Genomic DNA, 13,942 nt, shown 5'->3' on the forward strand with positions numbered 1-13,942 from the left:
TTGTGGGCACGCAATTCCTCGCCGAGCAGCCGCACCAGTTCGCCGCGCTTCGGGCCGGGCACCAGCCGCCAGGACTGGAATGCCTTGTGCGCGGCATCGATGGTCTTGGCCGCATCGGCGGGCGAAATGGTCTTCAGCGCCGCAATCTGTTCGCCGGTCACCGGGCTGCGCACGATCAGGTCGCCCCCGACAAGCGTGTCCTTGGCCACACCCAGTTTCGCCAGAAGCTCGGTCGTTTCCTTCGCTATGGTCATTTTTGTCCCTTTCAGAGTCATCATATGGCGTCGGGTCAACGCCTCGCGCCATTCGCCCGCGCGCCGAGAAGGCACCTCAGGCACAGTCATGGCGTGGCCTTACTCGTTTCGAGGGAAAATCGCCACCCCGGCATGGTCTAAGCCCTGGTGACACGGTTGAGCCAGATGGGCAAACGTGGCTCAGTTGGCCTTTTTCGCCGGCACGCGCACGGCGCCGTCCTTCATCAGCCGGTCGATATGCATGCGGATATGGGCCGCTTCCGCCGCCGTGTTGGCAAGCGCGATGGCCCGGTCGAAGGCGACACGCGCCTCCTCGCCCCGGTCGAGCTGCATCAAAAGCCCGCCCTTGAGGCCGAAGAAGTGGAAATAGCCGGACAGCCTCGGCTCCAGCGGCTCGATCATGGCAAGGGCGGCTTCCGGGCCGCGCACCTTGGACACCGCCACCGCGCGGTTGAGCGTGATGACGGGCGACGGCTGCATCTGTTCGAGCAGCCCGTAGAGCAGGTCGATCTCCACCCAGTCGGTGTCCTCGGCCTTCTCTGCCCGGGCATGCAAAGCGGCGATAGCAGCCTGCACTTGATAGGGACCCGGCTTGCGATGGCGCAATGCCTTGTCGACCAGCGCCAGCCCCTCGTCGATCATCTTGCGGCTCCACAAGCCGCGATCCTGGTCCTCGAGCAGCACGATCTCGCCGTCTTCGTCGAAGCGGGCCGGCGCGCGTGCATGCTGCAGCAAAAGCAGCGCCGTCAGCCCCATGATCTCCGGCTCGGTCTGGAACAGCCGCAGCAGCAGCCGGGCGAGCCGGATCGCCTCCTCGCATAGCGGCGCGCGGGCGGGTGCCTCGCCGCTGTTGGTCGAATAGCCTTCGTTGAAGATCAGGTAGACCATTGCCGCCACCGCGGCGAGACGCTCGGAGCGCTCGACAGCGCCCGGCGTCTCGAACGGCACACCGGCTTCGGCGATGCGTGCCTTGGCGCGGGTGATACGCTGCTCCATGGCGCTTTCGCCGACCAGGAAGGCACGCGCGATCTGCTTGACGGTGAGACCGGAGACGATGCGCAGCGCGACCGCGATCTGCTGCGTCGCCGGCAAATCGGGATGGCAGCAGATGAACAAGAGCCGCAATATGTCGTCACGGTAATGCGCGCCGTCCAGCCGCTCGGCGATGTCGCTCTCGGCATCCTCCAGATCGGAGATCTGGTCCTCTTCCGGCATCGGCGCCTGCTTGGCGCGCTTGCGCACCGCGTCGATGCCGCTGTTGCGGCCGACAAAGATCAGCCAGGCCGCCGGATCGCGCGGCGGCCCGTTCTGCGGCCAGTTCTTCAACGCCCTGAGGCAGGCATCCTGGAAAGCTTCCTCCGCCGTATCGAGATCGCGGAAATAGCGCAGCAGCGCGCCCATTGCCTGCGGGCGGGCGGCGCTGATCGCGGAGCTGATCCAGGCAAGTTCGGTCATACGGCAACACCGGTGGGATTGAACACCGAGACCGGCCGGATTTCGTAGGAGCCGCCGCTCGGGTTGACCTCGGAGAGCTCACGGGCGAATTCGACAGCCTCGTCGAGATCGGCGCATTCGAGCGTGTAGAAACCGAGGAACTGCTCCTTGGTCTCGGCGAATGGCCCGTCGATGACGACCGATTCGCCTTTCACTTTCCTCAGCGTCGTCGCCGCCGTCGTCGGCAAAAGCCGCGCCACCGGGCCAAGCCGGCCGGCCTTTGCGTACTTGTCCTGAACGTTGAGGAGATTGGCCATGACTTCGTCGTCCTGCGCCTTGCTCCAGGAGCTGACGACGTCTTCGGAGGCATAGCAGAGTATGGCGTAGAGCATGGCTGGTCCTTTTCTGTATCAAAGGACGAAACAGTATGACCGATCCCGACACGGCGTCGATAAAAAAATCTGACATGGCGACCGCCAATTGTTGCGCGTCACCCTTCGTGCCTTTTCAGCCATCTCAACACGAGCGCTTCCTCGTCATCGAGACCTTCCATGGACCGCTTGCGCTTGTTGGCCTCCGCCATTTCGGCCAGCAACCGTCCCTGCGACCAGGCCTCGAAAACCTGCGGGTGGATATAGCATTTGCGGCAGACCGCACGGGTGTTGCCCAGCCGCTCGGCCACTTTGTCGATGACGCTGTTCATCACCCGCTTTTGCTGTGTCTGGCTTTCGGGCAGTTCCGTCTGTGCAAACAGCGACGCGGCGTGGATGGTGCCGCCCCAGGTGCGGAAATGCTTGGAGCTGAACGCATCGCCGGCGGCGTCCCTGATATAGCGGTTGACGTCGTCGGAGCGGACCGGGCGCCTGTTGCCGTCCCCGTCAAGATACTGGAACAGTTTCTGGCCGGGCAGATCCTGCGCACCCCGCACGATGCCGGCGATGCGGCGATCGACCAGTTTCAGTTTCCATTCCTTGCCGGACTTGCCCTTGAAGGCGAAGCGCAGGCTCGATCCCTTGATATCGACATGGCGGTCGCGCAACGTCGTCAGGCCGAAGCTTTTGTTGTCGCGCGCATAGGCGGCATTGCCGACGCGGATCATCGTGTTGTCGAGCAGCCAGACGACGGCGGCGACGACACGTTCGAACGGCAGGCCGTGGCGGCGCAGATCGCTGTCTATCGTGCGCCTCAGCTTGGCCAGGCTCTCGGCGAAGGCAACGAGGCTGGAATATTTGGCGCCGTCGCGTTCTTCGGCCCATTGCGGATGATAGCGATACTGCTTGCGCCCCCGCAAATCCCTTCCGGTCGCCTGGATATGCCCGTCGGCATCAGGCGAGATCCACACATCCGTCCAGGCCGGCGGGATGACGATCGCCTCAATGCGCGCCCGGACGGCATCCGAGACCGCTTTCCCGTCCGGTCCCCTGTAGGAAAATCCTTTGCTGGTCTTCAGCCGGCGGATACCAGGCTCGGCATCGCTGACATAGGTCAGCGCGGCGCGCTCGGCCGCGCTTTGCGCCCCGTTCCTCGGCACAACATCCCCGTCAGCCGACCGGCTGAGCGACAATCCGGATCTCTGCAGCATGTAAGCTCCACGCAAATATGCGTAGATAAGCTGCTGGCCGACTGCTGGTTCCACGCCCGCTCGAAAGTCGGCTGGCCGCGATACGCGAATGGCGGAACCTTACGACTACAAGACGCCTTGCAGTTCTACCCGTGGCGCCGACAGCCGCCGTCGCACCGCGAGCTTGAGCCTGTAGCGCAGGCAGCGCCAGGCTTCTGAGCGCCGCTTTGGCGCAGCCGCGGCCACTGCCAGGAAGCGCGCCGCGATGTCGAGGTCGCCGCGCGCATAATGGACGCGGGCAATCTTGAGGGCGACGAGCCCTTCCCTGGTCTTGAGCGCCGAAACCGGGATGCCGCAATCGGTGAGCGTGCGCAATTCCCTTCGCCATTCCAGGAAGCGCCGCACCGGGTTGATTGCAAAGCGGTCGTCGGAGCGGGCCGGCGAAACCTCATAGACCATCACGGGTTGCGGAGTCATGGCCAGCGAAGCCTTGCTCATCAGCCGTGCCCAGAATAGCGTGTCCTCGTCATAGGCAAGGCCCACCGGAAACCGCGTATCGCCGATCAGTTGCCGGGATGCCAGCACGCTGCCCACGGCGACGGAGCGTATGTCGCCTTTCACATAGGCCGAAGCATTTGCCAGGCACGCAGCCTGATAGCCGTTCGGAACCTTGATCTGCCGATCCTGGCCATTCACCCGCCGCCGGTAGGCGCCAACGATCATGCCGGCTTTCGGCTGGTTCTCCGCTTGCCGCAGCAGCGCGCGCAATCCGCCCTGAAGATGCAGATCGTCGGCGTCGATCAGATACACCCAGGGATGGAGCGCCTGCGCCAGCGCCACGTTGCGGGCGGCGCCGGCGTCGCGGCATTCGGCCGGCAGCACACGCAGCGGCAAAGCCAATTTCGCCGCCGCCTGCCGTGCGACATCGGCCGTGTTGTCAGTCGACGCATCGTCGACCAGCAGGACTTCGCCGATAACCTCGGCCTCACTGCTAAGCGACGCCAGCGTCGTCGCGATAGTGGCCGCCGCATTGTAGGCAGGGATGACGACGCTGACCGCTTTCAATTACAAGACCCCGCGCCCGCGCCCATTGGCAGCAACAATGGCTGTCCCTCGAAACGAATGGAGATTAGCGGCCCCTTCTATGTTTGAGAAGTCGCTTCGTCCACCCAGAATTGCAATGGCGGAACGCTTCGCGCTTTTCAGCCGCTTCATACCTTCTCGAGCGCAACCGGAATGACGTCGACAGCCTGCTCGCCGACCTGTCCGCCGGTGGTTTTCAGCACGCCCACGATCGGCGCGACGTCGGAATAGTCGCGGCCATAACCGACGGTGATATGGTCGTTGCTGGCCCGCATGCCATTGGTCGGGTCGAACTCCTGCCAGCCGGCGTCACGCCCGCACCAGACCTTGACCCAGGCATGCATGGCATCGGCGCCTTCCAGCCGCGGCTTGCCCTTGGGCGGTATGGTGCGCAGGAAGCCGCTGACATAGCCGGCCGGAATGCCGAGCCCGCGCAAGCCGGCGATCATGATGTGCGAAAAGTCCTGGCAGACGCCGCGCTTCAGCTTGAAGGCATCGCTGGCCCGGGTCCGCACGGTGGTCGCCTCGCCGTCATAGGTGAAGTCGCGATGGATGCGGTTGCACAGGTCCATTGCCGTTCCCGCGGCCGAGGTGCCGACGCTGTCCCGCGCATAGGAGGTGATCGCCGCATCGATGCCGGAGTGAGCGCTTCCCGCCAGGAAATGGTGCGGCGAGGCAGACGCCAGCGACCGCACCGCGGCCAGTTCCTGCCGCAGCCGCCCGATATCGGGCGACACGTCGAGCCCGGGTTCCGGCCGCGACACCGAAACGCGGGCGCTCATCCTGATGTCGAGCGCGTCATGCGCGTCGCGAAAGGCGATGGAGGTGACGTTGTTACCGAAAAAATCGGAGAAATCCGAACGCTCGTTGGGCGCCGGGGCAAAGGACAGCGATGCGGCAATGACGCGCTGCACGCCTGGTATCGTCGATGGCAGCACGCGGATCTGGTGGCGTCCGCCGCCCGCCGCGGCGGCATAATCGTAATGGAGATGAAGCCTGATGTCGTAAAGCATGCAAAACTTTTCTGTCCTGGCGCAGGTTCCTGTCGCAAAACCGCGCGAAACTTTTGCGCAACCTGCCTAACTCTTTGTTTTGACGCAATTCCGGACGGAAAACCGTTTCAAACTTTTCCTGGAATTGCTCTAGCCGAAATAGGCCTTGGCGAGGCTGTTGTAGAGACCGCCGATTTCATAGGCGAGTTCATCCAGCGCCTTTGCCGTCATGTCCGAAGGCTCCTTGATGGCGATGGCCGTGTTGAGCTGCAGGATCTCCTTGGCCGCCGGCGACATGTGACCCTCGCCGCCGACCGACGGCAACAGGCCGATCTCGGCCTTCAGCCTTTCCAACTGGAACAGGATCGAGCGCGGATTGAGCGGATCGAGCGCCAGAAGATCGATCACCGTGCGCCGGCCGGCCTGCACCGGATATTGCCGGCGATGGGTCATGACGCTGTCGCCGATCTCCAGCATCATGTCGAGCGCGCCGTCCGGCGCCTTGGCGCGGGTCAGCCGGGACAGCGTGCGGGCGATCTGAATGCCGCGCTCCAGCCGCCGGCCGATCTCGAGGAAGCGCCAGCCGGCGAAGCGGTACATGTTCTCGTGCAGAAGGCCGGAGAAACCCGCAAGCTTGCGCAGGATAACGGTCATGGCCCGTGTCGCGTCGTCGCCCGGCGCCACCGTCTTGGCGAACTGATGGATGGTCTTCGACAGGTCCTTCAGCGCCAGCCAGCCGTCGGGCGAGAAGCGGTCGCGGATCTGTCCGGCGCTGTAGACGGCGCTGTCGAGTGTGCCGATCAGCCCCAACGGGATCGCCGTCGAGACGTCGATGCCGAACGGTTCGAGATAGTCCCTGATGTCGGCCAGCAGCGGCATGTCCGGATCGGACGTCTCGGCCAGCCGCACATGATAGGCGCGCAGGATGCGCACCGTGTCTTCCGAGCGCTCTATATAGCGGCCGAGCCAGGTCAGGTTCTCCGCCGCGCGGCTGGGCAGGCTGCCCGGCCTGGTGCGGGTGAAGCTGTCGCCCTCTTGCGGCAGCAGCGTCTCGCGCTCGACGGGCCTGTCGCTGACCACCCAGACATCGGCCGCCTGGCCGCCGCGCTGCATGGCGATCGCCGTCGGGTCGAGCGACAGGCCGACGCGGGCGAACCCGCCCGGCATCACCGTCCAGCCATCGGGCGTGCGCGCCAGGTAGACCCGCAGGCTCGCCGGCCGCGGCTCCAGCCAGCCGCCGACAAAGACCGGCGTCGTCGACAGCGTCACCGCTTCCTGGCCGACGAAGGCGCCGCCATCGCGTTCGATGCGCGCCACCAGTTCGGCCCGCTCGCCGGCCGACAGCGTCGAGCCGAGCGTGGTCTGGCCGTCATCCTCGAAGGCAAGTCTCGTCGAGAGCGCCGGGCCGACCACCATGCGGTCGATATTGGCAAGCACATGGGCGCGTTCGGTCGCCTGCCCGCACCACCATGTCGCGACACTCGGCAGGAGCAGCTCCTCGCCGCGCAATTCGCGCGCGATCTTGGGCAGGAAGGCGAGCAGTGCGCGCGTTTCCATCAGGCCCGAGCCCAGCGCGTTGACTGTCGCCACCGCCCCCTGGCGGATCGCCTCGACCAGCCCCGGCGTGCCGATCTGCGAATCCGGGCGCAATTCGAGCGGATCGGCGAAGGCGGCGTCGAGGCGCCGCCAGAGCACGCTGATCGGCATCAGGCCGGAAACGGTGCGCACCATCAGCCTGCCGCCGGAAACAGTCAGATCCTCGCCTTCGAGCAGCATGATGCCGAGATAGCGGGCGATGTAGGCGTGTTCATAGTAGGTTTCGTTGAGCGGCCCTGGCGTCAATATGGCGACGCGGCCTTCGCTTTCCCTGGCCATGCCGATCAGCGCATCGCGGAAGCGACGGAAGAAGCCGGCAAGCCGGTGCACATGCATCTCGCCATAGATATCGGAGAGCGCGCGCGTCGTGGCGACGCGGTTCTCCAGGGCAAAGCCGGCGCCCGACGGCGCCTGCGTACGGTCGCCCAGCACCCACCACTGGCCATCGGGTCCACGGCCAAGCTCGAAGGCACAGAAATGCAGGTAATGGCCGCCGGCCGGCGTGGTACCCACGACAGGCCGCAAATATTCGGGGCTGGCCGCGATCAATCCCGCCGGCAGGATGCCTTTTTCGATCAGCCGGTTGCGCCCATAGATATCGGCGATGGTTTCCTCGAACAGCTCGGCGCGCTGCACGAGCCCGGCGCTGATCGCCGCCCATTCGGCGTCTTCGATAAGCAGCGGCACATGCGCCAGCGGCCATTCGCGCTCATTGGCGCCAGCCTTGTCATAGACACGGTAGTAGACACCGGCATCGCGCAGATACTGGTCGGCGCGGGCAAAGCGCTGGCCAAGCTTTTCGGCGCCGAGATCGTCGAGCGCCTCGATGAAATGCTTCCAGACCGGACGGGGATCGCCTGCGGCGTCGACCATCTCGTCGACGACGCCGTCGATCGGCTGGTAGTGCTCCAGCAGGCTGTGGATCTGCGGCTTGCCGCGTATCCTTTTGTGATTCCCCTTTGCCATCGCTGATCAGAGTCTTGCCGGCCGCCTGAGGTCAAGGGTCATCGGGAAATCTTCCGCCGGTTGTTCCTCGCGCAGCACATAGGCCGATGGTGTATGGCCGCGCGGTTCGAAGCGGGCGAGCCGCCGCGCTTCCGCCTCGTTGCCGTTGACCGGGAAGGTGTCGTAATTGCGGCCGCCGGGATGCGCGACATGGTAGACGCAGCCGCCGATCGCCCTTCCTGACCAGCGGTCATAGATGTCGAACACCAGCGGCGTGTTGACCGGCAGCGCCGGATGCAGCCCCGAAGCCGGCTGCCAGGCCTTGAAGCGCACGCCCGCCACCGCCACTTCCCGGTTATCCGTGACCTTCATCGGCACGATGCGGCCGTTACAGACGATGGCATGGCGTTCCGGGTTGAGGCCTTCGGTCTTGACCTGCAGCCGCTCGACCGAGGAATCGACGAAGCGCACGGTGCCGCCGATGGCGCCCTGCTCGCCCATCACATGCCACGGCTCCAGTGCCTGCCGCAGTTCCAGCTTGATGCCGGCGTGCTGGACTTCGCCGCAGAACGGAAAGCGGAATTCGAGCTGCGCATCGAACCATTCAGGCCGGAACTCGAAGCCGTTGAGCTTGAGGTCGTCGAGCACGTCGAGGAAGTCAGCCCAGACATGATGCGGCAGCATGAAACGGTCATGCAGCGAAGTGCCCCAGCGCACGAAGCGGCCGTCGAGCGGGTTCTTCCACGCGCGCGCAATGATCGCCCTGACAAGCAGTTGCTGCGCCAGGCTCATGCGCGCATTGGGCGGCATTTCGAAGCCGCGGAACTCGACCAGTCCCAGCCGCCCCGTCGGCCCATCCGGCGAAAACAGCTTGTCGATGCAGATTTCCGAGCGGTGCGTATTCCCGGTGACATCGGTCAACAGGTTGCGGAAGAGCCGGTCGACCAGCCACGGCAAGGGTGCCGCGCCCTGGTCCGGATGCGGCACCTGCGCCATGGCGATTTCAAGCTCGTAGAGCGAATCGTGACGCGCCTCGTCGAAGCGCGGCGCCTGGCTCGTCGGGCCGATGAACAGGCCGGAGAACAGGTAGGATAGCGATGGATGCCGCTGCCATTGCAGCACCAGGCTCTTCAACAGATCGGGCCGGCGCAGGAACGGGCTGTCATTGGGCGTCGCGCCGCCGACCACGACATGATTGCCGCCGCCGGTGCCGGTGTGGCGGCCGTCGATCATGAATTTGTCGGCGCCAAGCCGCGTCAGCCGCGCCTCCTCATAGATCGCCGTGGTCGTCGCCACGCAATCCTGCCAGTTGGAAGCCGGATGGATGTTGACCTCGATGACACCGGGGTCGGGCGCGACGCGGATGACGTTGAGGCGCGGATCATGCGGCGGCCCATAACCCTCGATATGGACCGGCAGACCGATCGCCCTTGCCGCATTCTCGGCGGCCGCGACCAGTTCCAGATAGTCCTCCAGCGCCTCGACCGGCGGCATGAACACGCAAAGCCTTCCATCGCGGGGCTCGACCGAAAGCGCGGTGCGCACCGCACCACCGATCTCGGTGATCTCCTGTTCGACCCGGTCCTGCTGACCGGTCGCGGCGGTGAACGACACCGCCTGCTGGCGGCGCGCCATCTCGTCGGCGCCTTCCAGTTCGGCCGGCGCCGCGGTGGGCAGGATCGCTTCGCGTGCCGGCAACGGGCTGCGCGGCAGCGACGGGTCGACCGGCACGATGTAGGGGAACTGCGCCGGCGGCACATAGGGCAGCGTGCCCAACGGCAAGCGGTATCCGACCGGTGAATCGCCGGGCACCAGGAACAGCCGCCCGCGCCGCGTCTTCCATTTCTCCGAGCGCCAGCGTGGTCCGGACGCCTGGCTGTTCCAGCGCTGCACGGGCAGCACATAGCCGGACGGCTTGGTCAGCCCGCGTTCGAACACTTTCGCCATGCGGCTGCGTTCTTCCGGGTCTTCCAGCTTGGAGTTGGACGGATCGACATTTTCCGGCAGCTTGCCTTCCTTGAGCAGCCATTCGGCCGGATCCTCATAGGCTTCGCTGACCATGGTCTTGTCGATGCCGAGTTCACCGGCGATCGCGGTAAGCAGGCTTTCGGCCTGCTGCGGACCGACATCGGCCGAACTCTTTTCGCGCGCGATCAGCGACGGGTCGCTCCACACCGGCTGGCCGTCGGCGCGCCAGTAGAGCGAGAAGGTCCAGCGCGGCAGGCTTTCGCCCGGATACCATTTGCCCTGACCGTAGTGGAGGAAACCGCCCGGCGCGAAGCGCTCGCGCAGCCTGCGGATCATCGCATCGGCCTTTTCGCGCTTGGTCGGCCCGACGGCGGCGGTGTTCCATTCGGCGGATTCGAAATCGTCGATCGAGACGAAGGTCGGCTCGCCACCCATCGTCAGCCGCACGTCGCCTTCGCCAAGTGCCGCATCGACCTTGTTGCCGAGTGCATCGAGCGCCTGCCAGCTTTCGTCGGAGAATGGCTTGGTGATGCGCGGGTGCTCGGCGATGCGGTCGACCCGCATGTCGAAGCCGAATTCGACATTGGCGAAGCTCGCCATGCCGGAAATCGGCGCCGCATTGCGGAAATGCGGCGTGGCGGCAAGCGGCACATGGCTTTCACCGGTGAGCAGGCCCGACGTCGGGTCGAAGCCGATCCAGCCGGCGCCCGGCAGGTAGACCTCGCACCAGGCATGAAGATCGGTGAAATCGACCGATGTGCCGGCCGGCCCATCCAGCGCAACGAGATCAGGCTTGAGCTGGATCAGGTAGCCGGAGACGAAACGCGCGGCGATGCCGAGATTGCGCAGGATCTGCACCAGCAGCCAACTCGAATCCCGGCACGATCCCTTGCCGGCGGCCAGCGTTTCCTCCGGCGAGAACACGCCAGTCTCCATGCGCACGATATAGGCGATCTCGCGCTGCAGCCGCGCATTGAGGTCGACGAGGAAATTGACGGTGTTCTTCGCGCTGGTGTCGATGGTTTTGAGGAAGGCCGAGAGCAGCGGCCCTGCCGGCTCAGGCGTCCGATAGATGGCGAGATCATCCCTGATCTCTTCCGGATATTCGAACGGGAATGTCTCGGCCGACGGCTCGACGAAGAAATCGAACGGATTGTAGACCGTCATGTCGGCAACGAGGTCGACCTCGATCTTCAACTCCGTCACCGGCTCGGGGAAGACGAAGCGGGCAAGGAAGTTGCCGTAAGGGTCCTGCTGCAGATTGACGAAGTGGTTCGCCGGCTCGACCTTGAGCGAATGGCTCAACACCTTTGTCCGGGAATGCGGCGCCGGCTGTAGCCTGACGATCTGGGGGCCGAGAACCACCGGCCGGTCGTATTTGTAGTGGGTCAGATGGTAGACGGCTGCCAGAATTGCCATGGGGCCCCGGAGATCGGCGTTTCAAACGAATTCGCCGAACCCTGACACATCTGCTGGCCATTCTCCAAGCACAGATGTTGCGGTGCACCTAATTTAAGCAGCAAAGGACCGCGCAATTTCGCCTGGCAAGGTCTTCGCGACATCCATTGGCTCCTGCTCCGTCGTGGAACGGGCCAGCCCATTTGAGCCTAGATGATCAACACATCGACAAATCTGCCATATTTGCGCATCCTCTCAAGATGAACTGCAAGCCAGGCGTTCTTGACGTGCTCAGCCGCGCGGTCACCAATTTCCAGCGTCAGAGCCTGCGGGGATTCGGGAAAAGCCGCGAAGCGGGCACTGCGAGGGTGAAAAAGAAGGTGGTACTCAAGATATTGAGGCCCCCCTTCAGGACGTAACGGCATTGCCTCTAGAGGGACAGGGGTCAACCTCTCGATCCTTACAGGAAACGATATCCCGGCGATCCTGACGTCCACTTCATAGATGTTTGGATCTTCGCGGTTGACAACCGGAATCTGAATCCGAACATCCGGTTCATTATCCACGGTCACGGTCGAAGACCAGTAATCGCGCTCACTGGTTTCGACCCTATAGCGTGAGAGCGGACGGCCCGTAGCGCGTTCCGGTGTGAAGGTTCGGACGAAATCCAGGATCGTATCCTGGACCGCCAGCAGTTCCGGCATTGGCTTTCGCCAATTCCAGTGGAGTTCGCCGGCAATGACGGGAACGGTCAATCCCTGCCAGTATTCTGCATTGACCTGCACTTCCTTGATGCTGCGCCATAACAGATCCTGCAACGGCTTCTCGATCAGCGCCCGAATATCTTCGAGATCCGAGTCCGAAAGCCCTTCAACCTTGGCCCGAAACGGATCGGTGTAGTTGATCCGTTCGACAGCGATATGCGAGCAATACGCTGCAGCGACCTTGGTGTGCAGAGGTCGCGCGGAGCTTGGAAATAATGCGAACTCGCTAAGCCGGCGAGCAATCGCAGCAAGCCAGCGAGATGCGGCAGTGGCCTCGACATGGGAGAGAGCCGGGCGTGGATGCTCGATCTTCTCAAACCAGCGGGTAATGGAGATAACAACACCCTGGGAGCCGCCGAAAAACAGCCCGGCATCCCAAGCGTACATCTTGCGGACAGCCCCGGAATTCAGACGGAATGTCCAGTCGTGCCCAGAGTATACCGAAAAGCGGCACTCTTCGCTCCCGGAGACCCATGTACCCCCGTGGAAGCTGAATTGGCCCGGATAGCCATCCTTCTGCACCAAACGCTCGCCGCGAAGACGCTTGAGCCCCTCGCGGATGCAATCGGCGCTACTTCGCAACGGCATTGCCTTCTCCAATGCAACTGAAGAGACAACACCGTTTATCTAGAAATCCTGTACGATCTGTTTAGCGAGCGGTCTCAAATCCAGGACCGCTCTGCTTCAAAAGAACGCCTGTATCCCGGTCTGCGCCCTTCCAAGAATCAGCGCATGCACGTCATGCGTGCCCTCATAGGTGTTGACGGTCTCCAGGTTCTGCGCGTGGCGCATGACGTGGTAGCCGATCTGGATGCCGTTGCCGCCATGCATGTCGCGGGCCTGGCGGGCGATGTCGAGCGCCTTGCCGCAATTGTTGCGCTTGACGATCGAGATCATCTCCGGCGCCATCTTGCCTGCATCGAGCAGCCGCCCGACGCGCAAGGATGCCTGCAGGCCGAGCGCGATCTCGGTCTGCATGTCGGCGAGCTTCTTCTGGTAAAGCTGCGTGCCGGCCAGCGGCTTGCCGAATTGCTTGCGGTCGAGCCCATACTGGCGAGCGCGGTGCCAGCAATCTTCCGCTGCACCCATCGAACCCCAGGAGATGCCGTAGCGAGCCCGGTTGAGGCAGCCGAACGGGCCGCCAAGGCCCTTGGCGTTGGGCAGCAGCGCGTCCTCGCCGACCTCGACGCCTTCCATCACCACCTCGCCGGTGATCGAGGCGCGTAGCGACAGCTTGCCGCCGATCTTCGGCGCCGACAGCCCCTTCATGCCTTTTTCCAACACGAAACCACGGATCTCGTCCTTGCCGTTCTCGCCCTTCAGCTTCGCCCAGACGACGAACACGTCGGCGATCGGCGCGTTGGAAATCCACATCTTCGAGCCGGAGAGCTTGTAACCGTTGGCGGTCTTCTCGGCGCGCGTCTTCATGCCGCCCGGGTCGGAGCCGGCATCCGGCTCGGTCAAGCCGAAACAGCCGATCCACTCGCCGCTGGCGAGCTTGGGCAGGTACTTCTTGCGCTGTTCGTCCGAGCCATAGGCGTAGATCGGATACATCACCAGCGACGACTGCACCGACATCATCGAGCGATAGCCGGAATCGACGCGTTCGACTTCCCGCGCGACCAACCCGTAGGTCACATAGTTGGCGCCGAGCCCGCCATATTCTTCCGGAATGGTAATGCCGAGCAGGCCGGCCTCACCCATCTCACGAAAGATGCCGGCGTCAGTCTTTTCATTGAGGTAGGCATCCTCGATGCGCGGCGCGAGCTTGTCGGCGGCAAAGGCCGCCGCACCGTCGCGCACCATGCGCTCTTCTTCCGAAAGCTGGTCCTCGATCAGGAACGGGTCTTCCCAGACGAATGCATTCTTGTCGGCGGCCATGGCTTCTCGATCCTCAAACCGGTGAAGCCCGGCTTATCGGCCCGTGGCCTCAAAAAATCAAACGAA

Annotated in this window: 10 protein-coding genes; all 10 read right to left on the bottom strand. The window is 63.9% G+C overall.

Going from position 1 to position 13,942, the window contains the following annotated elements; genetic code table 11:
• The coding region (locus AC1DPX_RS19265; protein WP_477238859.1) for an aldehyde dehydrogenase family protein at positions 1-254 on the bottom strand (254 nt) is incomplete at its 3' end.
• A gap of 180 nt (positions 255-434) precedes the next feature.
• Entirely contained in the window at positions 435-1,709 is a 1,275-nt protein-coding gene (locus AC1DPX_RS19270; RefSeq protein WP_202358110.1) for an RNA polymerase sigma factor, read from the bottom strand.
• The gene (locus tag AC1DPX_RS19275; protein ID WP_127275602.1) at positions 1,706-2,080 is read right to left on the bottom strand and encodes a YciI family protein; all 375 of its coding nucleotides are present in this window, start codon (positions 2,078-2,080) and stop codon (positions 1,706-1,708) included. The genes AC1DPX_RS19270 and AC1DPX_RS19275 overlap by 4 nt, the downstream gene beginning before the upstream one ends.
• A gap of 98 nt (positions 2,081-2,178) precedes the next feature.
• Positions 2,179-3,270 (bottom strand): DNA topoisomerase IB, encoded by a 1,092-nt coding sequence (locus AC1DPX_RS19280; protein WP_477238861.1) that lies wholly within the window; start codon positions 3,268-3,270, stop codon positions 2,179-2,181.
• Between the two features lie 105 nt (positions 3,271-3,375).
• A complete protein-coding gene (locus tag AC1DPX_RS19285; protein WP_477238863.1) occupies positions 3,376-4,314 on the bottom strand; it encodes a glycosyltransferase family 2 protein in 939 nt (312 codons plus the stop codon).
• A 146-nt stretch (positions 4,315-4,460) separates the two neighbouring features.
• Positions 4,461-5,345 (bottom strand): transglutaminase family protein, encoded by an 885-nt coding sequence (locus AC1DPX_RS19290; protein ID WP_202358107.1) that lies wholly within the window; start codon positions 5,343-5,345, stop codon positions 4,461-4,463.
• Positions 5,346-5,474: 129 nt separating this feature from the next.
• Entirely contained in the window at positions 5,475-7,886 is a 2,412-nt protein-coding gene (locus AC1DPX_RS19295; protein WP_477238865.1) for a circularly permuted type 2 ATP-grasp protein, read from the bottom strand.
• Positions 7,887-7,892: 6 nt separating this feature from the next.
• On the bottom strand, positions 7,893-11,252 hold the full coding sequence (locus AC1DPX_RS19300; protein WP_477238867.1) for a transglutaminase family protein: 3,360 nt from the start codon (positions 11,250-11,252) through the stop codon (positions 7,893-7,895).
• A 188-nt stretch (positions 11,253-11,440) separates the two neighbouring features.
• A complete protein-coding gene (locus tag AC1DPX_RS19305) occupies positions 11,441-12,583 on the bottom strand; it encodes a hypothetical protein (RefSeq protein ID WP_477238869.1) in 1,143 nt (380 codons plus the stop codon).
• 96 nt (positions 12,584-12,679) lie between these two features.
• Entirely contained in the window at positions 12,680-13,876 is a 1,197-nt protein-coding gene (locus AC1DPX_RS19310; RefSeq protein WP_477238871.1) for an acyl-CoA dehydrogenase, read from the bottom strand.
• Between the last annotated feature and the right edge of the window lie 66 nt (positions 13,877-13,942).

This window comes from Mesorhizobium sp. 01N446, assembly GCF_056399285.1.